This window comes from Aureimonas frigidaquae, from assembly GCF_001463905.1.
Taxonomy (GTDB): domain Bacteria; phylum Pseudomonadota; class Alphaproteobacteria; order Rhizobiales; family Rhizobiaceae; genus Aureimonas; species Aureimonas frigidaquae.
This window is the reverse complement of sequence record NZ_BBWR01000011.1, coordinates 97,474-118,992: the sequence shown is the minus strand read 5'-3', so window position 1 is coordinate 118,992 and position 21,519 is coordinate 97,474. Positions and strand designations below refer to the sequence as shown.

Below are 21,519 nucleotides of genomic sequence, written 5' to 3'. Positions count from 1 at the left end.
GCGGCCGGCACCGCCACTATGAAACATGAACTCTTGGCTCAAGATTTCGTGTTCATGCACCGTCTATCATCCAGCCCCGATCCGTTCCGGTTGCCGCCGCTCACGCGTCGGTCAGTCCTTGGCCTTGCGGCGGCAGCCACGGCCGCCTTTGCGCCGCGCGGCGCGCGGGCCGATCTCCCGTTGCGGATCGTCTCCACCGATTACGCCCTGGCCGAAACGCTCATCGCGCTCGACCATCCGCCCGTCGGGCTGGGGGATGTGCCGGGCTGGGCGGAATGGGTGGTGGCGCCGCCCCTGCCGCCGGCAACGGTGGATATCGGTGCGAGCCTCGACCCCAATCTGGAAGTCGTCGCCAGCCTGAAACCGGACCTGATCCTGACGACGGATTACACGTCCGGCGTCGAGCCGCAGCTGTCCCGCATCGCACCGGTCGAGCGCATCACGCTCTACGCGCCCGGGCTCGTTCCGATCGATGCCGCGCGGGGGGCGACCCTGCGGCTCGGCGCGCTGACGGGGCGCGAAGCGCAGGCCCGCGCCCTGCTCGCGCGGACGGATGCCTTCTGGCAGGCCGGACGCGCCGCGCTTGCACCCTATGCGCAGACGCCGCTCCTCGTCCTCAGCCTTATGGATAACCGGCATGTGCGCGTCTATGCGCCGGTCGGGCTCTTGGATTCGGCCATGCGCAAGCTGGGCCTCGTCAATGCCTGGACGGGGGATGGCGGTTTCTGGGGGTTCGAGACGGTTGGCATCGAGCGTCTGTCCGAGGTGGGCCCTGCGCAGATTTTCCTTCTGGAGAACGTCCAGGAGGACGCCTGGGAGGCGATCCGCCAGTCGACCCTCTGGCAGGCTCTGCCGGCGGTGCGCCACCGCCCGGTGCGCCGCCTGCCATCGGTCCTGATGTTCGGCAGCCTCGTCGCGGCGCAGCGTTTCGGAGAGGCGCTTCTGACGGCCGTGCCGGAGGCGGCATCGTGACGCTGCGTCCGGCCGTATCGCCCCCACAACTCGTCCTGGGCCTTCTCGCGGCATCGGCCCTGTGCGCGCTCCTGCAATTCTGGCATCCGATGCGCGACCTGTTGCAGCCTGCGAGCGATGCCTACGACGTGGAGCGGCTCGTCTTCCTGCACGCGACCCTGCCGCGGCTGGTCCTGGCGCTCCTGGTCGGGGCCGGGCTCGGCGCCTCGGGCGCGGTCATGCAGATGGCGCTGCGCAATCCGCTGGCCTCTCCAACCACGCTCGGCACGGATGGCGGGGCGCGCCTGGCCATCGCCGCGGCGCTGGTCTTCACCCCAGGCCTCCTGGGCTGGGGCCGCGACGTGGCGGCGCTCTGCGGCTCCGCCATGGCCATGCTGGCCGTGCTCGGACTGACGCGCCGGCAGGGTTTCTCGCCGGTGCCGCTGGTGCTGGCCGGGCTCATGCTGAGCCTTCTCTGCGCGGCTCTGGCCGGAATCCTTCAGCTGACGCATCAGCGTTACCTGGAAGGGTTGTTCATCTGGGGCTCGGGGTCGCTCAGCGTCCAGGGTTGGGCGCCCGTCGCCGCCCTGAGCGGCCGGCTCCTGATCTGCGCGGCGATCCTGGCGCCGTTGATGCGCCCGCTGCGGCTGATCGAACTGGGCGATGCGAGCGCGAAGGGCCTGGGCCTGAAGGTGGCCCGTTGGCGGCTCGCCGCGATCTTTGCGGGGCTACTGCCCGCGGCCTTCGTGACGAGCGCGGTGGGCGTGTTCGGCTTTATCGGGCTGGTGGCTCCACTCCTGGCGCGGGCCGCCGGCGCGACGACGCCCCTGCAGCGGCTCGTCTGGTCGGCGCTGACCGGGGCGGGTCTCCTGGTCCTGACCGATCTTGGCGTGCAATGGGCGGCGGGCGGCATGGCCGCCTTCGTACCGACCGGCGCGGTGACGGCGGTGCTCGGCTCGCCCCTGCTCCTGTGGCTGCTGCCCCGGCTGAACCTGCACCGGCGTGTGCCGCCGGCCGGCCATGTCGCATTGCGCGCGGTGCGCCGCCTTCCCGGCGGGGTGCCGGCCCTTCTTGCGCTGGCCGTCGCCCTGATGGCGCTGACGCTGGTGGTCGGGCGCCTGCCAGGCGGCGCCTTCAGCCTGGCCGCGCCGTCGCAATGGGCGGAGCTTGCGCCCTGGCGCGTTCCGCGCATGCTGGCCGCCTTCGCGGCCGGTGGCCTCCTGGGCGCGGCCGGGGCGATCCTGCAGCGCGTCAGCGGCAATGACATGGCCAGCCCTGAAATCCTGGGTGTCGGTGCCGGCGCGCTCATCGCCATGGCGGCGGGGCTCCTGGTGGCCGGCCTTGCGGGCGGCGTCGGCATGGCGGGGCTCGGCATTCTGGGCGGCGTGGTCACGGTGGCGCTGGTCCTGGGCCTCGCGCGCCGATCCGGCTTTTCGCCCGAACGGGTGCTCCTGTCGGGCATCGCCATCAATGCCCTGGCCGATGCGATGATCGGCGTCCTGACGGCGAGCGGCGATCCGCGCGGCTTCCAGCTCTTGCGGCTGATCGGCGGAACCGCGTCGGCTGCATCCTACGATACGGTGCTGAACCTGTTCCTGGCGCTGGCGGCCATCTGTGCCGCCGGCCTTGCAATGCGGCGCTGGCTGATGCTTCTGCCGCTTGGCGGGGCGGCGGCGCAAGCCCTCGGCGTCCCGTTGCAAGGGGCGCGTGCGGCGCTCCTATGCGTGGCCGCTCTGGCCGCGGCGCTCGCGGTCCCGGTGGCCGGCACGGTCAGCTTCGTCGGGTTGATGGCCCCGCATCTCGTGACCAGGCTGGCGGGTCCGGCCGGGCAGGGCACCATGCTCTTACGCGCAGCCCTGGCAGGCGGCATCATCATGGTCGTGGCGGACTGGGTGGCCCGAATAGTGGCCTTCCCGTTCCAGCTGCCGACCGGGCTGGTGGCCTGCCTTGTCGGCGGGCCGTTCCTGCTCATTCTTTTGCAGCGGGCGGGGACCCATGCCGAACGTTGACACGAACCATAAGAGGATACCGGCCCGATGAGCCACATGGCACTTTCGCCCGACGTCCCGGATTGCGGGCTGGCACCGGCCACGGCGCTCTACACGCTGACGGCGGCCCGCTATGCGGTTCCCGGGCGGGACCTCGTCGCGCCGCTGAACCTGACCCTGCCGGCCGGCCGCGTGATCGGACTGATCGGCCATAACGGCTCCGGCAAGTCGACGCTTCTCAAGATGCTGGCGCGGCAGGAGCCGCCGACGAGCGGGGAGATCGCCTTCGAGGGGCGGCGCCTCGATGCCTGGGGGGAGCGCGAATTCGCCCGCAAGGTCGCCTATCTGCCGCAATATACCCCGGCAGCGACGGGCATGCTGGTGCGCGAACTCGTGGCGCTCGGCCGCTACCCATGGCACGGGGCGCTCGGCCGCTTCGGCCCGCAGGACCGCGCCATGGTGGACGAGGCCATCGCCCTGACCGACATTGGCGGCTTCGCCGACCGGCATGTCGATACGCTTTCCGGCGGCGAGCGGCAGCGCGCCTGGCTCGCCATGCTGGTGGCGCAGAATGCCGAGTGCCTGCTGCTCGACGAACCGATCTCGGCGCTCGACGTGGCGCATCAGATCGAGGTCCTGTCGCTGGTGCAGCGCCTGTCGGCCGAGCGTGGCATTGGCGTGATCGTCGTCCTGCACGATGTGAACATGGCCGCGCGCTTCTGCGATGAGATCCTGGCGCTCAAGGGCGGCCGGCTGATCGCACGCGGCGCGCCGGCCGACATCATGACGCCGCCCGAGCTGCGGCGCATCTATGGCGTGGAGATGGACGTGGTGGCGCATGGCCCGGCCGGCCGCCTCCTGGCCTTCCCGGCCTGACGCGGCCGGACAAGGTCAGTCCCTGGACCCGTTCAGCCGCTTGTCCCAATCCTCGACCTTGCGGGAGGCGAGGCGCTTGGCGGCATAGGCTTGCCAGCCGGCGGCGAGATTGGGCAGCACGGCCATGGCGCTGAGTTCGTCCGGGGCGAGCATGTCGACATACAGGACGCGCCAGGTGCGCTCGAGTGTCCAGTCCGGGGTCGGGCGCTCGATGCAGACCATCGCGTCCCCCGGCGCCACGGTGCCGGCTTCCAGGACGCGGTAGTACCAGCCCGTCCGGCCCGTCTTCTGGACCCGGAGCGCCAGATCCTTCACGCCGAAGCGCGCATTGAGTTTCCAGCAGGGCTGCCGGCCCTGGCTCACCTGGACGCGCGCGCTGCCGAGCGCGAAGACATCGCCGATGGCGACATCCGCCTCGGTCAGGCCCGAGGTGGAGATGTTTTCTCCGAAGGCGCCGGCCTGGTCCAGAAGGGGATGTGCCCCCAACTCCGCCATCCATGCCGCATAGTGATCGCGCGGGTAGTGGTGCACCGCCTTCTCCGGTCCGCCATGCACGCGCAGATCACCCTGGACGTCACCCACAAGGCCGGTGTAGCCGAGAACCAGCGGCCCGGCCACCGGCCGCTTGGCGATCCCGCTCGGCGCGGCGCGCGGGCCGAGCGGCGCGATGGCGCCGGTCAGCAGCGCGTCGATCGGGGTGGAATGTGCCATTCTTCGCCTCTCCAGCAGGGGTCGGATCGGAGCCGCAGCCCGTCCACTCGTCCTAACCCGGCGCGCGCCGGAAGGAAACGGCCCGGCTCAGCCCCGGCCGGCGGTCAGAGAATGGTGTAGCCGCCATCGATCAACAGGTCGGCCCCGTTGATCATCTCCGCCCCGCTCGACGCCAGGAAGACCGCCGCGGCGGCGATGTCTTCGGGGTAGGCGAAGCGCCCGGCGGGGATGCGCTTGCGGGCGGCCTCGCCCTTTTCACCCGCCCAGGCCGCCCGGCCGAGATCGGTCAGGACGATGGTCGGGGACAGGGTGTTGGCCCGGATCCCGTGGCGCCCCCACTCGGCCGCCAGCGTCTTGGTCAGCCCGATGACGCCGAACTTCGAGGCGCAGTAGGCGGCATGTTCCTCGATCGCCACCGTGCCCGCCTGCGAGGCGAGGTTCACGATCCGGCCGCCGCCGCCGGCGGCGATCATCAACCGTCCGACAGCCTGCGAGACAAGGAACGTACCCTTCAGATTGATGGCGATGGTGCGGTCGAAAGCGTCGATCGACAGGCTTTCCGCCGGCGCCAGGGCGACAATCCCGGCGCTGTTGACGAGGATGTCGATGCGGCCGAAGGCGTCATGCGCGGCGGTCACGGCGGTTTGGACAGAGGCCGCGTCGCTCACGTCGCAGGCAAAGGCGCGTGCCGCGCCGCCGATCTCCGCAGCCCTGGCCTCGGCGCCCGCAAGCGCGATGTCGAAGATGGCGACCGACGCGCCCTTGGCTGCGAAGGCGGTGGCGATGGCCGCGCCGATGCCCGAGCCACCGCCCGTGACGATGGCGACCTTGCCCGCCAGCGAGAAATCGAGATCCACCCGTGGCGCCGCGTCGCTCATGGTCCGCTATCCTCCCGATGCAGGACCGCGCCCCCCCGGCGCGGTCCTGCTCTTTATGCGGGCCTTCCCGGCGCTTGGCCAGCAGCCCGTTCATGACGCGAGGTGGCTTTGCCTCAATGCGCCATCATTTCTTCGACGATCGCATTCGCATCGAGCGCGGAAGGGTAGTAGGTCGGCCAGTTGGTGACTTCCTCCAGAAGGGCCGCGCGATCATCACCCCAGTAAAGATGGAAATGGTCCGTCTTCTCCGGCGCGATCTTGTGATCGCTGAACTGGATGAAGTCCGGGGCCGCCTCATCGCCGCCCGTCTTGGCGAAGATGAAGCGGACACCGCGATTGCCCTTCTTGTAGGTCAGCGTCTCGCGGCCGTCATAGGTATAGGTCCCGGCCACCGGGCTGCCGTTCCGGAAGAAGGTGACACGGTCGCCGTTGATGGTGATCCGCTCGACATCCGTGCGGTAGCCGATCTCATACTCGTCACGATATTCCTGCGCGCTCATCGTGCCGCTGGCGGCCTTGTGCGCAAAGACCGGATCGAGCGAGCCGTCCTGCAGATAGGGATAGACGGATTGCCAGTCGCCCGCATAGTCGGACAGGGGGCGGTCCTTGATCTGCGCATCCTCGAAATAGCCCTTGTAGATCTGCGGGTCGCCATGGCTGTGCGCATGGCCCGCGTGATCATGGTCGTGGTCGTGGTCGTGGTCGTGCACGACGCCGCTGCCGCCGGCAACCGCGATGGCGTAGGGCATGCCGTCCACGGCGATGGTTCCGGTCTCGTTCAGCGCCGCCTTGTCGATGCGCCGGATCAGGCCCGCCCTCGGGTCGCTCAACAGGACTTCGTCGCCCGCCATGGCCAGGCGCGGGCGCGGATCGTTCCAGTGGCCGTCCATCGAATAGGGTTCGCTCACCCGCGCGCTCGCCATCAGCTTCGCGTCGAGAAGGTCGAGCCGGTGCAGCGTCCCGTCCTCGGTCAAAACATAGGCGAAGCGCGCATTGGCCGGATCGAGCGTGAAATCGACGCGGCGGAAGGGCAGCTCGACATGGCGCAGATGCGGCGCGTCCACCGGATCGATGACGACGAGGCCCTTGGCGCCGTAATTGCCCAGAAACACCTGCATGCCGGTCGAGCCGAGGAGCGTTCCGGTGGTCTCCCTGGCAGGGATATCCGACGGATAGTCCAGCATCTGGAAGACCGGTCCCGCCTCACCTGCGGTGACGGTCAGGATGCCCTCCTGGCAACCGGTCGCCAGATAGGCGCCGGAGAAGGCCTCGCCATGAATGCCGGTGCATGTCTCCACCGCGCCGGCCGGCGCGCCGTCGCGATGGACGGCGCGCAGGCCGATGCGCTTGGGCGCCTCGTCGCCCGATGTGGGCGCGTCGGAGGCAACGCTGGCGACCCAGGCCTGGCCGATCGGGGCGACATAGCCATGATGGGCGCGCTCGACCGGCAGCCGCCACGATGATAGCGGGCTCTTGGTCAGCGCATGCGTGTCCAGGATCTGCGCATAGCCCCCACGATCGAAGTTGATGGAGAGCGTCCCGTCATGATCGATCAGATGGAAGGGCCGCGGGCCTTCGAGCGTGTCCGGCAAGGCGGCCGGGTCGGCAATCTCGATATCGGCATGGTCGCCATGGCTCTGCAGCGTGATGCCGCTGGACAGGAACTGTACGATATCGTCGTCGGACTGGACGGCGGCGATGGCCGAGCCGCCGCCGACGGCATAGAGCCTGGCTTGACCCCTGGTGTCGAAACTCCAGCGCCGATCCGGTTGCGCAAGGTCGATGGCCGTGATGCGCGGCTCCGCATGGTCGGCCACGAAGATGCGGTAATGGGTTACGTCCTCGCCGGAATCGGCGTGGTCGTTGGCATGGGCCATGGCCCCGGCGGACAAAAGGGAGACGAGCGCTGTCGCGCAGCGCAGTGATCGCAGCATGATTGTATCCTTGAAAATGCTGGTGGAAGGGGGTGGGGCGGCGCTCAATCAGCCGCGGTCAGTGCCGCGCTGAGAGCGTTCAGATTGTGTCGCATCATGGCGATATAGTCGGGCGCCGGGCCGTCCGGCTCCGACAGGGCGTCGGAATAGAGGGTGCCGGAAAGCTGCGTGCCGACCTCGGCCGCGATTTGCGAAACGAGGCGCGGATCGCTGATGTTTTCGGCGAAGATGGCCTTGGCATCCGCCTTGCGCATCGCTTCGATGAGGCCGGCTAAATCTGCGGCGGAGGCCTCCGATGCCGTGGAAACGCCCTGCGGCGACAGGAATGTGACGCCATAGGCCTGTTCGAAATAGCCGAAGGCACTGTGCCCAACGACGACGGTTCGCCGGCCCGGCGGGAGTGCGGAGACCGCGGCGCGGATATCCCGGTCCAGCGCATCGAGCGCGTCCCGGTAGGACGCTGCATTGGCCGTATAGATAGGGCAGCCTTGCGCATCGGCCGCGCAGAAAGCGTCCCTTGTATTGGCAATGTATCGCTGGGCGTTGGGCACGGACTGCCAGGCATGGGCGTTCAGCGCCCCGACATGGAAGATGGCCTCACCATTGACGAAGTGGTAGTGCCCGCCGCCGGGCTCCTCCAGCGTGTCGATGCCCTGCGTCAGCGGTACGATCGGCGCGCGGCTCCCGCTGGCGGTGATGAGCCGGTCCATGAATCCTTCCAGTTCCAGGCCGTTGGTCAGGACGACATCGGCCTCCGCCAGAGCCCGGGCATCGGTGGGGCGCGGCTCATAGGCATGCGCATCGCCATTGGGCCCGACCAGCGTCGTCAGCGCGATGCGGTCGCCGCCCACCTTCGCCGCGAAATCGCCGATGATGGAGAAACTCGCCACCACCCGCAGCGGCTCGGCATGGGCCGGGGCGCTAGCGGTCGACAGAAGCGCGATCGTGGCGACGGTGCAGGGAAGGTTCCGGGACAGCATTGTGGCAAACATGTCCTGATCCGCGTGTGGGGCATGGCGCGGCTGGCGCGGCACCGGCGTGCAACGTCCTTCCGCGACCCGAACGCTCTGTTCTGGTCGTGTTATGTTATTACATAACGTTGTTCGGATGTGCAAGCCGTCCTTCGCCGCTGCGCGTCAAAATAAACGCGTCGGCACGTGAAAGCAATTCCGAGTTTAAGCGAGTAGTGTGTATCAGGCCTCAGCGCAGTGACGGTACAGCCTGCGTGATGGGCAAGACACTGCCGTCCGAACGTCTCGTCGGGTGCAACCGGAGCGTGCCCCGGTTTCTACACATTTTCGTCGGAACATCTGGCGAAAGGGAGGTTCGGCGTATGAAGACTGTCGTGTGCGCAGCGCTTGCCGGCCTGGCGTTCTGTGGAGGTGCATGGGCGCAGGCCGATACGGCGGACAAGCGCGTTTCGCTTCCCGCGGAAGCCGGGCTGGTGGTGGGACATCAGGAACAGGCCGGCCGCTCCGTTCTGGTCGAGCTGATACCCGCCGGTGAAACCGTGCAGACCTTCAGCCGCATGGTCACGCTCCAGACCGCTCCGGACATGGGAGACGTGCCGCCGGGCGATTTCCTGGCAGCTTTCCGCGAGCGCTATGCGGCGTCCTGCCCGAACAGCAATGTCACGCCGGTTCCCATGGGGACGGCATCGGGGCTGCGGATCGACTGCCCGCGCCATCCGGCGACCGACCGCATGGAAACGGTTTTCGTGCGCGTCCTCGATCTCGGCCGCGATCTGGGCGTGGTGCAGATCACCATGCGCAACTTCGTTGCACCGGCCGACGGCCAATGGGCGCGCGGCTATCTCGGCCGTGTCACGGTCGAATAACGCGGCGGGGCCATGCGTGCCCCTCGCGCCGTTAAAGACATCCGGCGCCCCGTCCCATGCTTCGGCGATGAGGCGCGCTCTCTTGCGAGGCATCCATGAACCCAAGGACATCCAAGCTTATCCTGGCTGCCGCGCTCGCGCTCGGCATCCTGCCGGCGCGGGCCGACGAGACCCTGCTCGATTATCGGGACGCGGCCTTCCTGGCGGGCAGTCCATACTATTCCGCCGCCGACAGCCGCATGATCAAGGCGGCGCTGGCCGCCGCGCCCGGCAATGCGGCCAAGCGGTTGGCGGATGATTTCGTCCTGCGCGGCGATGCGGCCGGATCCTTTTCGACAGCCGGTGCGCAGGAGCGCGTCTACCTGGTCCAGGCGGAAGCGGCCGTCGCCATCGACCCCTTTCCCGACGCGCCGCCTCCGCTTCTGGTGGTGATGCGCGGCACGGACGCGGCCGGCATCCATGTCCTGCCGGACGGTGTCCAGTATCAGCGCCTCGTGGCCGCAGCCGATACGGATGGCGATGGGCTGGACGAGGTCTTCCTGGAGACGAGCTTCATGAATATGGGCCAGACGTCCATGTCGCTCGATGTGGCGGCTCTCCTGGCAGACGGCGGGGCGCGCATCGTGGAAAGCGTGACGGAGGTCTATTACGACGGCTGCGACAACCCGGCCGGGGCGCGCGAGCGCAAGGCCGCCACCATTTCCTTGCACGACGGCATCCAGGTGGAGCGGTTCGAAGAGGGATGCCCGTGACGCTGCCCCGCCGGTCCGGTCGCGCAAGCGGCGGCCTGCGTGCCTTTGCTGGAAAAAAGACGCCGAGCCTGTGGATTTACATCCTGTTCGGCCTGGGGGAGGTCGCGGCTTTCTGCGTCGTGGCGATCGGCATCATCGGACCCTTCGCCAAGGCTTTTCCGGACTGGACGGGTGTCATCGCCATCGCCGGCATGACGCTGGCGATCGCCGCCGTGGTGGTGATCGACCATCTCTGCGCCTACAAGACCGGACGATGCTGGATCCCCTATCGCAACGGGTGCCCGAAATAGACGCGGGCAGAATGCTACGCCGCTGCGGTTTCAAAATCGGGCGCGATTGTGCAAACTTAGTTTCCATTCGCGGTTGAGAATCGCACCCTTGACCTGTCCGGTCCATGCTAAGCCGTCTATTGTTAATCCCCGACACTCGACAATCGGCGTGGGCGGACAGGCATGTCACCCGATGTCCGCACGCCTTTTGAAAGCACTGAGATGAGCCGACTTGCCAACGATATCGGGCCCGAACTCGAAGGGTTGATCCGCCGGATCGAGCCGGATCTCGTCGCCATCCGGCGGGATATCCACGCCTATCCCGAAACCGGCTTCGATACGGTCCGTACGGCCGGGATCGTGGCCGAGCGGCTCCGCGCACTCGGCCTGAATGTCAGGACCGGCGTCGGGCGGACGGGCGTCGTCGCCGAGATTGCGGGCGGACGCGAGGGGCCCTGTGTGATCCTGCGGGCGGACATGGACGCCTTGCCGATCCACGAGGAAACCGGTCTGCCCTATGCCTCGACCGTTCCGGGCAAGATGCATGCCTGCGGCCACGACCTGCACACCGCATCGCTGCTCGGCGCCGCAGAGGCCCTTGCGCAGATCGCACCGCGCCTGTCGGGCACGGTGCGGCTGGTCTTCCAGCCGGCGGAGGAAACGCAGGAAAGCGGCGCCGCCGCTATGGTGGCGGAAGGCGCGGCGGATGGGGCCGACATGGCGATCGCCTTCCACAACCGGCCGGAGCTCGCGGCCGGGCGCATTGGGCTGAGCCGGGGCGCCAGCACGGCCTCGAGCGACGAGTTCCGCGTCGTCCTCCAGGGCCGGTCGGGCCATGCGGCCCGCCCGCATGCGGCCATCGACCCGATCGTCGGCGCTGCCTATGTCATCACCCAGCTGCAGACCGTCATCTCGCGTGAGATGGACCCGGCCTTGTCGGCCGTCCTCACCGTCGGCCATATCGAAGGCGGTGCGACGCAGAACATAATTCCCGACAGCTGCATGTTCGAGGGAACGGTCCGGTGCCGTTCGCCGCAATCGCGCGACCGTGCGGAAGCTGCGTTCCGGCGCGTCTGCACGGGGGCGGCCGAGGCGATGGGGCTGACGGCGGTGATCGACTATGTCCGCGGCGCCCCGGCCCTGATGAACGACGATGGCCTGGTCGACAAGGCCGCACAGGCCCTGACCGCGCAGTTCGACGCACCGGTGCTGGTCGAAGCCGGCAGCGGCTTCGGCGCGGAGGATTTCTCCTACTTCTCCGAGCGCATGCCCTCGATCCAGATCCTGATCGGCTCCGGCCAGCCGGGCCGTGACGACCGGGTCCACAATTCCGATTACCAGCCCGACGAAGCCTGTATCGCGCAGAGCGCGATCGCGCTGGCGCGCATGGCCACCGAACTTCTCTCCTGACATAAAGGACCTATGGACATGACGATCACCCGCAGCACCTTCCTGCGCGGCAGCCTTGCGCTGGGCGCCACGCTCGCCCTTCGTCCGGCATTCGCGCAGGATCGCAAGCTCGTCTTCGCGACCGAAGGCGCCTTCCCGCCCTTCAACATGACGCGGCCCGACGGCACGCTCTACGGTTTCGAGCTGGACATGCTGGCCGAAATCGCCAAGCGCGCCGGCTTCCAGTACGAGGTGATCGCCCAGGCCTGGGACGGGATGATCCAGGGCCTTGTCGACGGCAAGTACGATGCGGTGATCGATTCCGTCACCATCACGCAGAAGCGGCTCGAAGTGGTCGATTTTTCGCTGCCCTATACGACGGGTGGTTCGACCTTCGTCGTCATGAAGGAAAGCGGAATCGAATTGCCGGGTGTCGGAACCGTCGTCAATCTGGACGAGCCGGAGGCGACCGAGGCCGCCGTCGCGGCCATCGCCGAGGTGCTGGAGGGCAAGACGGTCGGCGTGCACGTCTCCACCATCCAGTCCGACTTCCTGAACCAGTATCTTGCCCCGCGCGGCGTGACCATCCGCACCTATCCGAACGGGCCGGACGTCTACCAGGACCTGTCGAACGGGCGGCTCGATGCCGGCATGGCGTCGGTCACGAACATCTCGGCCTTCCTGCAGAAGAATACCGACACCGCCACGACCACGGGACCGGCCTTCAAGGGTGGGGTGATGGGGTCCGGTGCGGCCATCGTCGTGCAGAAGGGCAATACCGAACTGGCCGACAGATTGAGCGCGGCGCTGAAATCCATGTCGGAGGACGGAACCCTGGAGAAGCTCTCCAACCAATGGTTCGGGCTGAACGTCACGCCCAAGCTTTGAGGATCGGATGGAGGATCTGACGCTTCTCGGCTTCGGGCCGGAAGGATGGGGCTCCGCCCTGGCGCGCGCCGGGCTCATGACCCTGGCCGTGTCGGCCGCGGCCTTCGCCTGCGGGCTGGCGCTGGGCACGCTGGTGGCCTGGGCCCGCATCGCGGGCGGCCGCGTGCTGCGCGGGGCGGCGGAAGCCTATACGGTCGTCCTGCGCGGCGTGCCGGACATCCTCGTCATTTACCTCTTCTATTTCGGCGGGCGGCAGGTGGTGACCGCTGTCGGCACGGCCCTCGGCTTTCCCGGCCCCTTCGACATTTCCGGCTTCATCGCCGGAATGCTGGCCATCGGCCTGATGTCCGCGGCCAACCAGTCGGAGGTGCTGCGCGGGGCCTATCAGGCCGTGCCCAAGGGAACGATCGAGGCGGGGCGCGTCGTCGGCATGAGCCGCCTGACGCTGTTCCGCCGCGTCATCGCTCCGCAGGCGCTGGTCACGGCTCTGCCCGGCATGGGCAATCAGTGGCAATCGGTCATCAAGGAATCGGCACTCGTCTCCATCACCGGCCTCGTGGAGACCATGCGCCAGGTTTCCGTCGCGGCGGGGACGACGCAGGAGCATTTCCTGTTCTATGCCGCGGGCATGGTGATCTACCTGATCATCACCAGTTTCTCCGACCAGATCTTCCGTATGGTGGAGCGCTACACGATGCGCGGCCAGCGCCCGGCGGGACTCTAGATCATGGACGGCGATTTTATCCTGCGCATGTTCGGGCAGATCCTCACCGGGCTGCCGCTCACCCTGAACTTCTGGGTCCTGTCCCTGGCCGGGGGCGGAATCCTAGCCCTGATCCTGAACCTCATGCGAACCACGCGGATCGGCAATGCCGTCGCAGCGTCCTACATCTTCGTTTTTCGCGGCACGCCCCTCCTGATCCAGATCTTCATGATCTATTACGGCCTGGCCGGGTTCGGCTTCATCCGGCAGAGCGTCCTGTGGCCCTTCCTGCGTGAGCCATACTGGTGCGCGCTGCTCGCCCTCATCCTGAACGACGCCGCCTATACGGCCGAAATCCTGCGCGGTGGCCTGAAGGCCGTTCCGAGCGGGCTGGTCGAAGCCGGGCGCGTCGGCGGGATGACGCGGGGCATGGTCCTGCGGCGGATCACCCTGCCCATCGCCATCCGCCAGGCGCTGCCCGCCTATTCGAACGAGATCATCTCCATGCTGAAAGCGACCGCGCTTGTCTCCACCATCACCCTCATGGACATGACGGGGATCGCCCGGGCGGCCATGTCCGAAACATGGCGGGCGGTGGAAATCCTTCTGTGCGCGGCGGTGATCTACCTTGTCGTCTCGCTCATCGTCACGCGACTGACGGCGCTGGTCGAGCGCCGCCTCTCGCCGTGGCAGTTCGCAGGGAGCGCGGCATGAGCCTGTCCGATACGCGGCCGGTGGCCTTGTCCGTCCAGGGCTTGCACAAGGCCTTCGGGGCGAATGCGGTGCTGCGCGGCATCGACCTTGCGGCCCGGGACGGCGACGTCATATCGATGATCGGCGCATCGGGCTCGGGCAAGAGCACGCTCCTGCGCTGCATTCCCATGCTGGAAGTGCCCGATGCGGGCACGGTGAGCGTCGGGTCCGACAGCCTGATGCCCTCCGGCGGCCGCCTGACCCGCTCGCAGGAGGCGACCGCCCGCCGCATGCGCAGCCATCTCGGCTTCGTGTTCCAGAACTTCCATCTCTGGCCGCACCGCACCGTCCTGCAGAACGTCATCGAAGCGCCGCTCTTCGTCCAGCGGCGCACACGCGCCGAGGCGGTGGACGAGGCGCTGGCGCTGCTCGACAAGGTGGGACTTGCCGAGAAGCGGGACGCCTGGCCGGCGCATCTGTCGGGCGGCCAGCAGCAACGCGTGGCCATTGCCCGCGCGCTGGCGCAGCGCCCGCGCGCGCTCCTGTTCGACGAGCCGACATCGGCCCTCGATCCCGAACTGGTCGGCGAGGTGCTGAAGGTCATTCGCAGCCTGGCCGAAGAAGGCCGCACCATGCTGATCGTCACCCATGAAATGGGCTTTGCCCGGGATGTATCCTCCCGCGTGGTGCTGCTGCACGAGGGTCGGATCGAGGAAGACGGCCGCCCGGACGACGTGTTCGGCGCGCCCCGCTCGGACCGCACGCGGGCCTTCCTGGCGCGCTACTTCGACCGGAGGGGTTAAGCCGGCATGCGCGAGCCCATCGAGCGCAAGAGTATCCAGGACCAGGCCGTGGAATGGCTGCGCCAGGGGATCGTGCGCGGCGAGTTCGCGCCGGGATCCACGCTGACGGAACTGTCCCTGGCCGAACGGATCGGGACCAGCCGCAGCACGGTGCGCTCGGCCCTCTTTACGCTGGAAGGGCAGGAACTCGTCAGCCGTTCGCCTTATTCGAGCTGGCGGGTGGCCGAACTGACGGCGCAGGCGATCTGGGAAATCTATACGCTGCGGGCGGCCTATGAGGGGCTTGCAGGCCGCATCCTGGCAGCGCGGCGCGGCGAGTTCGGCACGGAGCGGGTCGAAAGGGCCTTTGCGGCGCTCGCCGCGGCCGAGGGCAGCGGCACCGATGCGCGGGTCTTTGCCGATCTGTCCTTCCATGCCAGCTTCGTGCAGCAGATCCGCCATCAGCACCTGATCCGCCGCCATGCGCTTCTGGCCGACAAGATGGAGTGGCTCTATCGCTGGTCGGAGAGCCACTGGCCGTGCCGCAATCCACTGGTGGCCGAGCACCGCCCCCTGTTCGAGGCGCTCGTGCGGGGCAGCCCGGCCGATGCGGAACAAGCCGTGCGGGACCATATCGACTATTCCATCACGGAAGACCTGGCGGGCTTCCACCGCCTGAACAGGACAGGATCAGCATGACCTCCAGCATCACCATCCTCGATGGCGGCATGGGCCGCGAGCTCGAACGTGTCGGCGCCCCGTTCCGGCAGCCGGAATGGTCGGCTTTGGCCCTGATGGAAGCGCCCGAGACGGTGGCGGAGGTCCACGCCGCCTATGTCGCGGCAGGGGCGAACGTCATCACCACCAATTCCTACGCCCTCGTCCCCTTCCATATCGGGCAGGAGCGGTTCGATCGGGACGCGGAGCGGCTGGCCGACCTGGCCGGGCAGCTCGCGCGCGGGGCCGCGGATGCAGGTCAGGGCGTCCGGGTGGCCGGCTCGCTGCCGCCGGTCTTCGGCTCCTACCAGCCGGAACTCTTCGAGCCGGAGCTTGCACGGCACTATTTGTCGGTGCTGGTCCGGGGCCTTGCGCCGCATGTCGACCTGTGGCTTGCAGAGACCCAGAGCAGCCTGGAGGAGGCCGAGGCCGCCGCAGACGCCACGCGCCACACGGGCAAGCCGCTCTGGTTGTCCTTTACCCTGCGCGACGATGAGGACGATCTGCCCGTGCCGCAACTGCGATCGGGCGAGGCCGTCACCGAGGCGGCGGCGCTCGCCGTGCAGCTGGGCGCTGCCGCAATGCTCTTCAACTGTTCGCGGCCGGAGGTGATGGGGCCGGCGCTGAAGGCCGCACATGCCGCGCAACCCGAGCTGACGCTCGGCGTCTATGCCAATGCCTTCAGCGACTCCCAGGACGAGGAGGGTGCCGCAAACGAGGTCGTGTCGACCATCCGCGCCGATCTCGACCCGCCGCATTATGCGCAATGGGCGGACGGATGGGTCGGCAAGGGGGCACGCATCGTCGGCGGATGCTGCGGCATCGGCCGCGAGCATATCCACCACCTGTCCGGCCGGCTGGGCCTGCGCTGCGACCGGCCGGACAGCGCCTGAAGCTATGCCGTCAGTCCTGGCGCGCCCTGGCCGCCATGTCGTTCAGCTGGGCGAGCGTGGCGTCGAAGCGGCCTTGCGCTTCGGCATCGCGCAGGAAGCGGACACGCTCCACCAGGATTTCCGGCGGCGTCGGCTCCTGCGCGAAAAGAGCCATGACCTCGTCGACGAAGTCGGCGAGCGGCAGATAGCCGGGCCGGCTTTCCTGGCCGGGCGTCAGGCCCGTCTGGACGGCCGGCGGGGCAAGCTCGATGACCTCCACGCGCCCTTTCAAGACCTCCCGCAGCGAGACGGTATAGGAATGCATCGCCGCCTTGGTGGCGTTGTAGGTGGGCGTCGTCAGGAGGGGCACGAAGGCCAGGCCCGACGTGACATTGACGATCGCCGCGTCCCGCTGCCGGGCGAGATGGTCGATCAGCGCGTCGGTCAGGCGGATCGGGCCGAGGAGGTTGGTGGTGATCGTCGCCTCTGCATCCGCCAGATCGCGCTTCTGGCCGATCGCCTCGAAGCGCATGATGCCGGCATTGTTGACGAGGACGTTCAGCCCGGGATGGGCTGCCAGCACCCGGCGCGCAAAATCGTCGATGGCTGGCGCGCTCTCCACATCCAGCTCCATGGCATGCATGTTCGGGTGGCCGGCGCAGACCGCCTCCAGCGCGTCGCGCCGGCGGCCGGCGACGATGACCGTGTTGCCGGCATCGTGGAAGCGCCGCGCCAGGGCCGCGCCGATGCCCGAGCCGCCGCCGGTGACGAGGATCGTGTTTCCGCTCTGTTTCATGACAATGGTTCCCGTTGCAATGGTACAGCGCTACACCTCGGCTGCCGGGGGTGACTTTGTAAGAAGGCACCCGAAATATTCCAACTTACCGAAAGGAGAGTGTGGGCATGGCCGAGCTTCCATTCGATGCGGACACGATCCGCAAGGCGCGGCGCGTTGCGCAGACGGAGCCCCCGGCCGACAGCGATCCGCGGGTCGAGGCCTTGGTCAATGAGCTGATCGGCCGGGTCGCCGACAAATGGACGATGATCGTCATCGAGGTGCTGGTCGAGCATGGCGAGCTGCGGTTCACGCAGCTGTCGCGGCATGTCAAAGGGATCAGCCAGAAGATGCTGACGCAGACGCTGCGGCAGATGGAGCGCGACGGCATGGTCACGCGGACGGTGCATGCAATCGTGCCGCCGCGCGTCGATTACCGGCTGACCGATCTCGGCCAGAGCCTCGGCGCCGCCTTCTGTGGCGTCTGGATCTGGGCCGAGGACAATCTGGAGCGCGTCGACGCCGCACGCCGCAGCTTCGACGCGGCCAGCTCCGCCGCGCGGCAGCGCTAGAGGGTCAGGGAATCAACCGGTCCGCGCGCAGCCGTGCGAAAAGGTCGAAGAAGGCGTCGTCGGTCGGCTGGTAGTCCAGGAAGCCGAGGCGCCGGCTCTTGCTCATATCGGTCATCACCTCGAAGGGGCGGCCGAGATCGGCGTCCGTGTGCCATGGGGAGGCAAGGCGCCACAGGTCGGGCTCGGCCAGCTTCTCGCGCTCGGCGATCTGCCGCCACAGGGCGGCATCATCCTGCATCTGCCGCTCCAGCGGCAGGATGTCTCCGTCGAAGGGCGCGGGCTCAATGCCGAACCAGTCCGCAATGCGGGACCACATCCAGTTCCAGCGGAAGACATCGCCATTGACGACGTTGAAATCCTCGTTCGCGGCGGCCGGCGTGGTCGCGGCCCAGACGAGATGGCGCGCAAGCTGGCGTGCATCCGTCATATCGCTGAGGCCGGTCCACTGCGCCGATGAGCCCGGGAAGCGGAAGGGGCGGCCGGCCTCCCGGCACAGGGTCGCGTAGGCGGCGAGCGTGGTGCCCATGTTCATGGCATTGCCGACGGCCTTGCCGATCACCGTATGCGGCCGGTGGACGCTCCAGGAAAAGCCGTCGCGCCCGGCCGCGGTGAAGACCTCGTCCTCCTGCGCATAATAGAAATTCGCAACGTCGAGCCGCCCCTGTTCCTCGCGGAAAGGCGTCTGCGGCAGGACGCCCTTCCCATAGGCCTCGAACGGGCCGAGATAGTGTTTCAGCCCGGTCACCAGCGCGACATGCCGCGTCGTCCCGCCGGCGCTGAGCGCGTCGAGGAGGTTGCGGACCATGGCTGAATTGACGCGGATGTTCTCCGCCTCGCTGTCCTGGCGCAGCCAGGTCGTGATGAAGACGGCGTCCGGACGCAGCGCGCGCAGCGCCTCCCGCGTGGCCGATGCGTCCTGCAGGTCCGCCACGAGCGGGGCCACGCCCGCCTGTTCGACGGGCCGGCGGGCAAGGCCGTGCACCGTCCATCCGCGCTCGACCAGAAGGCTGGCGGTGGCGCTGCCCACGATGCCGCTGGCGCCGACCACCAAGGCTGTTTTCGACATGTCATGCTCCTTTGCGTTGCGCAGCTAGCTAGGCGATCCCATCTGCGCTTTCCAGACGGCACCATTTGGGGTCCAGGGAAGCGGAGGGAACCGCAGTTGAAAGCCGGCACACCGGATGCGGCGGGGCGCGAGGATTGCGCACCCCGGCGCGTCCTCGAACTCTTCGCCACCAAGTGGACAAGCATGATCCTGCATACGCTCGCCAGCCGCCACGGCGGCGCGGCCCGGACCGGTGCGCTGCTGCGCAGCCTGCCCGGCATTTCCAAGAAGATGCTGACGCAGACGCTGCGCGAGATGGAGGGCAGCGGCCTGATCTCGCGCCATGTCGAGGCGACGACGCCGCCGGCCGTCGAGTACCGCCTGACCGCCCTCGGCACGCGCTTCCTGGAGCCCATCGACCTGCTCTATGGCTGGGGGCGCGCCAATGCCGATGCGCTGGATCTCCTGACGGTCAGGCCTTCTTCGCGCCGCCGATAGGCGCCGTGCCGTCACCGCCGGCCATATCCGGCCGGAGCGCGCCGATATCCTTGAAGATCACGTTCCAGCTTGCATCGTCCATGTCGATCAGGCCGAAAAAGCGAAGGAGGTACGCCCCCTCCGTCGCCAGGAAGGCAAGGCGGGCGGTGCGGTGCGCGGGATCGGCCATGTCGAGGCCCGAGAGCCGTTCGCGATACCATCGACGGGTGGTTTCCATCGCCTCGGGCGAGCGCAGGAGCGAGGACAGGATGGCGGCCGAGCGGGCATGGTCGGCGGCCGGCGTGTCGCGCGTAATCTCCACATGGGCGCGGATCGCCGCGACGGGGGAGGGATCGTCGCCCACGAGGGCCCGAACGCTTGCGGCGTAGCCCTCCTCCCACCGGTCGATCATGGCGCGGATCAGCGCCTCCTTGGTGCCGAAGGCATATTGCACGCCGCCCTTCGTCACGCCCACCGCCCTGGCGAGGGCATCGATGGTCAGGGCGGCCGCGCCGTCCCGCGCGACAATGTCTTCCGCCGCATCCAGAAGGGCGCTGCGGTCGATGGAACGGGGGCGGCCGGGGGAACGACGCTTCGGAGCGGGGGTGGACTTTTTATTTTCCATACGTATGTATTTAAATAAAGGGCGCCGCGCTGGCAAGCGCAGCGCCTTGTTTCGTGTTTGGAAAGCTGTCCGAGATGACCCGGGTCCCCACCCAGAACCGCTGGCTGACGCTCGCCATATTGTCGAGCGCGCTTTTGCTCATCACCATCGACGTCACGGTGCTCTACACCGCCCTGCCGAGCCTGACGGCCGATCTGGCCGCGACGGCGGCGCAGAAGCTGTGGATCGTCAACGCCTATCCCCTGGTCATGGCGGGGCTTCTGCCCGGCCTCGGCACCTTGGGCGACAGGCTCGGCCACCGCCGGCTCTTCCTCTTCGGGCTCGTCATCTTCGGCGTTGCATCCCTGATCGCTGCCTTCGCGCCGGGACCTGCGGTCCTGATCGGCGGACGCGTGCTTCTGGCGGTCGGCGCGGCGGCCATGATGCCCGCGACCTTGTCGATCATCCGGCTGACCTTCGAGGATGATGGGGAGCGCGCCTTCGCCATCGGCATCTGGGCTGCCGTCGCCTCGGGCGGGGCCGCCCTCGGCCCGGTGCTGGGCGGGCTGCTTCTGGAACATTTCTGGTGGGGATCGGTCTTCCTGATCAACGTGCCGGTCGTGCTGGTGGCGCTCCTGGCCGGGTTTCTCCTGATCCCGCGGGCGCAAAGCCACTCCACGCGGCCCTGGGATCTTGCCGGGTCGGCGCAGATCCTTGTCGGGCTGGTGGCCGCTGCCTATGCGGTGAAGGAGGTCGCCCGCCGCGACGGGTCGCTCGGCGTGACGCTGGCGGCTCTGGCGCTGGCCATCGCGGCATTCGTCCTGTTCAAGCGGCGGCAGGATCGCCGGACGCACAAGCTGATCGACTTTCGCCTCTTTGCCAATCCGCGCTTCAGCGCCGGGGTGGTCGCAGCGCTGGTCTCCATGCTGGCGCTGATCGGCTTCGAGCTCGTCCTGTCGCAGCGCCTGCAACTCGTCCTTGGCCTGTCGCCGCTCCAGGCGGGGCTTTTCATCCTTCCGATCCCGGCCGCGGCCTTCGTGGCCGGCCCGGTGGCAGGCGCGCTGATGCCGCGCCTCGGCGCCTTGCGTCTTCTGTGGTGCGGAATGCTGGGCGCGGGCCTCAGTCTTGCCTATGCGGCGGCCACCTTCGACATGTCGCTCATGGTCCAGCTGCCGGGCTTCATCCTGCTCGGCGCGGCGCTGGGTGCAGTCATGACGGCCGCTTCGACGACGATCATGTCCAGCGCGCCGGCCGACCGCGCCGGCATGGCGGCGTCGATCGAGGAAGTTTCGTTCGAACTGGGCGGCGCCATCGGCATTGCGGTCCTCGGCAGCGTGCTGACTGCCGTCTACGGGGCCGCCCTCGTTCTGCCCGGCAATGTCGTCGCACCCGGAACGGCCTTCGACAGCCTGGACGAGGCCCTGGCCATCGCACGCACGCTGCCCGCCGAGCCGGCACACGCCCTGCAACTTGCCGCGCGCGGCGCCTTCGACGCGGCGGTTCTGGCGGTGATCGGCGCGACGGTCGCCGTCACGCTGGCCGCCGCCATCCTGCTCTGGCGGCTGTCCCGGCGGGCCGACCCGGCCCTGCCGCACACCATTTCGGGGCATGGGTAGCGCATAGTGCCGCCGGCAAATTAACCGGTCGTTGCGAAAATTCAGTTGATATAGTTTTATCATTTATCGTACAAAGGAATTGTTGGCCGGGGCACCCGTCATCGCCGACGATCCGCCGGGCGCCGCCCTTGCGCCCTGCGGGCCATGTGCCGAAGCGGGACGGCCTCGTCGATCCGTATTTCAGGCCGGC

At 68.1% G+C, this 21,519-nt stretch carries 23 protein-coding genes; 16 read left to right on the top strand and 7 right to left on the bottom strand.

The annotated features are described in order from the left end of the window. Window positions 1-54: 54 nt before the first annotated feature. Genes AUL30_RS12150 through AUL30_RS12140 form a run of 3 tightly spaced genes read left to right on the top strand, consistent with a single transcriptional unit; the run spans window position 55 to window position 3,815 of the window. A complete protein-coding gene (locus AUL30_RS12150; protein WP_192843064.1) occupies window positions 55-972 on the top strand; it encodes an ABC transporter substrate-binding protein in 918 nt (305 codons plus the stop codon). Next, on the top strand, window positions 969-2,960 hold the full coding sequence (fhuB, locus tag AUL30_RS12145) for a Fe(3+)-hydroxamate ABC transporter permease FhuB (RefSeq protein ID WP_062228152.1): 1,992 nt from the start codon (window positions 969-971) through the stop codon (window positions 2,958-2,960). The genes AUL30_RS12150 and fhuB overlap by 4 nt, the downstream gene beginning before the upstream one ends. Window positions 2,961-2,987: 27 nt before the next feature. Next, the gene (locus AUL30_RS12140; protein ID WP_062228151.1) at window positions 2,988-3,815 is read left to right on the top strand and encodes an ATP-binding cassette domain-containing protein; all 828 of its coding nucleotides are present in this window, start codon (window positions 2,988-2,990) and stop codon (window positions 3,813-3,815) included. A 15-nt stretch (window positions 3,816-3,830) separates the two neighbouring features. Here the strand turns inward: AUL30_RS12140 and AUL30_RS12135 are convergent, their stop codons facing one another. The 4 genes from AUL30_RS12135 to AUL30_RS12120 all read right to left on the bottom strand — a co-directional run bounded on the left by AUL30_RS12135 (window position 3,831) and on the right by AUL30_RS12120 (window position 8,330). Then, window positions 3,831-4,526 carry an MOSC domain-containing protein gene (locus AUL30_RS12135; RefSeq protein WP_062228150.1) on the bottom strand — a complete coding sequence of 232 codons (696 nt, stop codon included), beginning with the start codon at window positions 4,524-4,526 and terminating at the stop codon, window positions 3,831-3,833. A 104-nt stretch (window positions 4,527-4,630) separates the two neighbouring features. After that, window positions 4,631-5,404, bottom strand: coding sequence for a GolD/DthD family dehydrogenase (locus AUL30_RS12130; RefSeq protein WP_062228149.1), 774 nt, complete (start codon window positions 5,402-5,404; stop codon window positions 4,631-4,633). 113 nt (window positions 5,405-5,517) lie between these two features. Further along, entirely contained in the window at window positions 5,518-6,201 is a 684-nt protein-coding gene (locus AUL30_RS20245; RefSeq protein WP_407638282.1) for a ZinT family metal-binding protein, read from the bottom strand. A gap of 1,181 nt (window positions 6,202-7,382) precedes the next feature. Further along, window positions 7,383-8,330: a metal ABC transporter solute-binding protein, Zn/Mn family gene (locus AUL30_RS12120; RefSeq protein WP_244490810.1), complete on the bottom strand. Its 948-nt coding sequence runs from the start codon at window positions 8,328-8,330 to the stop codon at window positions 7,383-7,385. Window positions 8,331-8,671: 341 nt separating this feature from the next. Between AUL30_RS12120 and AUL30_RS12115 the strand changes: the two genes are divergently transcribed. The 10 genes from AUL30_RS12115 to AUL30_RS12070 all read left to right on the top strand — a co-directional run bounded on the left by AUL30_RS12115 (window position 8,672) and on the right by AUL30_RS12070 (window position 16,261). Next, window positions 8,672-9,175 (top strand): hypothetical protein, encoded by a 504-nt coding sequence (locus AUL30_RS12115; RefSeq protein ID WP_062228147.1) that lies wholly within the window; start codon window positions 8,672-8,674, stop codon window positions 9,173-9,175. A 95-nt stretch (window positions 9,176-9,270) separates the two neighbouring features. After that, window positions 9,271-9,927 (top strand): hypothetical protein, encoded by a 657-nt coding sequence (locus AUL30_RS12110; protein ID WP_062228146.1) that lies wholly within the window; start codon window positions 9,271-9,273, stop codon window positions 9,925-9,927. Continuing rightward, the gene (locus AUL30_RS12105; protein WP_157070108.1) at window positions 9,924-10,217 is read left to right on the top strand and encodes a hypothetical protein; all 294 of its coding nucleotides are present in this window, start codon (window positions 9,924-9,926) and stop codon (window positions 10,215-10,217) included. Before AUL30_RS12110 ends, AUL30_RS12105 begins: the two co-directional genes overlap by 4 nt. 201 nt (window positions 10,218-10,418) lie before the next feature. Beyond that, window positions 10,419-11,606, top strand: a complete 1,188-nt coding sequence (locus tag AUL30_RS12100) for a M20 metallopeptidase family protein (RefSeq protein ID WP_062228144.1) — start codon at window positions 10,419-10,421, stop codon at window positions 11,604-11,606. 18 nt (window positions 11,607-11,624) lie between these two features. Then, window positions 11,625-12,473, top strand: a complete 849-nt coding sequence (locus tag AUL30_RS12095; protein ID WP_062228221.1) for a transporter substrate-binding domain-containing protein — start codon at window positions 11,625-11,627, stop codon at window positions 12,471-12,473. A 7-nt stretch (window positions 12,474-12,480) separates the two neighbouring features. Continuing rightward, window positions 12,481-13,197, top strand: a complete 717-nt coding sequence (locus AUL30_RS12090; RefSeq protein WP_062228143.1) for an ABC transporter permease — start codon at window positions 12,481-12,483, stop codon at window positions 13,195-13,197. 3 nt (window positions 13,198-13,200) lie between these two features. Further along, window positions 13,201-13,890 carry an ABC transporter permease gene (locus AUL30_RS12085; RefSeq protein WP_062228142.1) on the top strand — a complete coding sequence of 230 codons (690 nt, stop codon included), beginning with the start codon at window positions 13,201-13,203 and terminating at the stop codon, window positions 13,888-13,890. Further along, complete coding sequence (locus AUL30_RS12080; protein WP_062228141.1) at window positions 13,887-14,672, top strand: ABC transporter ATP-binding protein; 786 nt, start codon at window positions 13,887-13,889, stop codon at window positions 14,670-14,672. Before AUL30_RS12085 ends, AUL30_RS12080 begins: the two co-directional genes overlap by 4 nt. Before the next feature lie 6 nt (window positions 14,673-14,678). Continuing rightward, window positions 14,679-15,350 (top strand): GntR family transcriptional regulator, encoded by a 672-nt coding sequence (locus tag AUL30_RS12075; protein ID WP_062228140.1) that lies wholly within the window; start codon window positions 14,679-14,681, stop codon window positions 15,348-15,350. Next, on the top strand, window positions 15,347-16,261 hold the full coding sequence (locus tag AUL30_RS12070) for a homocysteine S-methyltransferase family protein (RefSeq protein ID WP_062228139.1): 915 nt from the start codon (window positions 15,347-15,349) through the stop codon (window positions 16,259-16,261). The genes AUL30_RS12075 and AUL30_RS12070 overlap by 4 nt, the downstream gene beginning before the upstream one ends. A 10-nt stretch (window positions 16,262-16,271) precedes the next feature. On the opposite strand, the gene AUL30_RS12065 is transcribed toward AUL30_RS12070, so the two are convergent. Then, a complete protein-coding gene (locus AUL30_RS12065) occupies window positions 16,272-17,036 on the bottom strand; it encodes an SDR family oxidoreductase (protein WP_062228138.1) in 765 nt (254 codons plus the stop codon). Window positions 17,037-17,143: 107 nt separating this feature from the next. Between AUL30_RS12065 and AUL30_RS12060 the strand changes: the two genes are divergently transcribed. Further along, the gene (locus tag AUL30_RS12060; RefSeq protein WP_062228137.1) at window positions 17,144-17,587 is read left to right on the top strand and encodes a winged helix-turn-helix transcriptional regulator; all 444 of its coding nucleotides are present in this window, start codon (window positions 17,144-17,146) and stop codon (window positions 17,585-17,587) included. Between the two features lie 4 nt (window positions 17,588-17,591). On the opposite strand, the gene AUL30_RS12055 is transcribed toward AUL30_RS12060, so the two are convergent. After that, window positions 17,592-18,653: an SDR family oxidoreductase gene (locus tag AUL30_RS12055; RefSeq protein WP_062228136.1), complete on the bottom strand. Its 1,062-nt coding sequence runs from the start codon at window positions 18,651-18,653 to the stop codon at window positions 17,592-17,594. Between the two features lie 96 nt (window positions 18,654-18,749). Between AUL30_RS12055 and AUL30_RS12050 the strand changes: the two genes are divergently transcribed. Then, a complete protein-coding gene (locus AUL30_RS12050) occupies window positions 18,750-19,130 on the top strand; it encodes a winged helix-turn-helix transcriptional regulator (RefSeq protein ID WP_062228135.1) in 381 nt (126 codons plus the stop codon). Here the strand turns inward: AUL30_RS12050 and AUL30_RS12045 are convergent. Next, entirely contained in the window at window positions 19,105-19,734 is a 630-nt protein-coding gene (locus tag AUL30_RS12045) for a TetR/AcrR family transcriptional regulator (protein ID WP_062228134.1), read from the bottom strand. The two genes, AUL30_RS12050 and AUL30_RS12045, sit on opposite strands and share 26 nt — an antisense overlap. Window positions 19,735-19,808: 74 nt before the next feature. Here AUL30_RS12045 and AUL30_RS12040 point away from each other — a divergent pair, with 74 nt between their 5' ends. Next, window positions 19,809-21,329: an MFS transporter gene (locus tag AUL30_RS12040; RefSeq protein WP_062228133.1), complete on the top strand. Its 1,521-nt coding sequence runs from the start codon at window positions 19,809-19,811 to the stop codon at window positions 21,327-21,329. Window positions 21,330-21,519: the final 190 nt, after the last annotated feature.

Coding starts and splice junctions, on each gene's coding strand:
- AUL30_RS12070 (WP_062228139.1), top strand. CDS start 15,347: ATGACCTCCAGCATCACCATCCTCGATGGCGGCATGGGCCGCGAGCTC.
- AUL30_RS12090 (WP_062228143.1), top strand. CDS start 12,481: ATGGAGGATCTGACGCTTCTCGGCTTCGGGCCGGAAGGATGGGGCTCC.
- AUL30_RS12130 (WP_062228149.1), bottom strand. CDS start 5,404: ATGAGCGACGCGGCGCCACGGGTGGATCTCGATTTCTCGCTGGCGGGC.
- AUL30_RS12085 (WP_062228142.1), top strand. CDS start 13,201: ATGGACGGCGATTTTATCCTGCGCATGTTCGGGCAGATCCTCACCGGG.
- AUL30_RS12110 (WP_062228146.1), top strand. CDS start 9,271: ATGAACCCAAGGACATCCAAGCTTATCCTGGCTGCCGCGCTCGCGCTC.
- AUL30_RS12150 (WP_192843064.1), top strand. CDS start 55: ATGCACCGTCTATCATCCAGCCCCGATCCGTTCCGGTTGCCGCCGCTC.
- AUL30_RS12140 (WP_062228151.1), top strand. CDS start 2,988: ATGAGCCACATGGCACTTTCGCCCGACGTCCCGGATTGCGGGCTGGCA.
- AUL30_RS12055 (WP_062228136.1), bottom strand. CDS start 18,653: ATGTCGAAAACAGCCTTGGTGGTCGGCGCCAGCGGCATCGTGGGCAGC.
- AUL30_RS12080 (WP_062228141.1), top strand. CDS start 13,887: ATGAGCCTGTCCGATACGCGGCCGGTGGCCTTGTCCGTCCAGGGCTTG.
- AUL30_RS12040 (WP_062228133.1), top strand. CDS start 19,809: ATGACCCGGGTCCCCACCCAGAACCGCTGGCTGACGCTCGCCATATTG.
- AUL30_RS12100 (WP_062228144.1), top strand. CDS start 10,419: ATGAGCCGACTTGCCAACGATATCGGGCCCGAACTCGAAGGGTTGATC.
- AUL30_RS12095 (WP_062228221.1), top strand. CDS start 11,625: ATGACGATCACCCGCAGCACCTTCCTGCGCGGCAGCCTTGCGCTGGGC.
- AUL30_RS12135 (WP_062228150.1), bottom strand. CDS start 4,526: ATGGCACATTCCACCCCGATCGACGCGCTGCTGACCGGCGCCATCGCG.
- AUL30_RS12045 (WP_062228134.1), bottom strand. CDS start 19,734: ATGGAAAATAAAAAGTCCACCCCCGCTCCGAAGCGTCGTTCCCCCGGC.
- AUL30_RS12060 (WP_062228137.1), top strand. CDS start 17,144: ATGGCCGAGCTTCCATTCGATGCGGACACGATCCGCAAGGCGCGGCGC.
- AUL30_RS12075 (WP_062228140.1), top strand. CDS start 14,679: ATGCGCGAGCCCATCGAGCGCAAGAGTATCCAGGACCAGGCCGTGGAA.
- AUL30_RS12065 (WP_062228138.1), bottom strand. CDS start 17,036: ATGAAACAGAGCGGAAACACGATCCTCGTCACCGGCGGCGGCTCGGGC.
- AUL30_RS12115 (WP_062228147.1), top strand. CDS start 8,672: ATGAAGACTGTCGTGTGCGCAGCGCTTGCCGGCCTGGCGTTCTGTGGA.
- AUL30_RS12120 (WP_244490810.1), bottom strand. CDS start 8,330: ATGTTTGCCACAATGCTGTCCCGGAACCTTCCCTGCACCGTCGCCACG.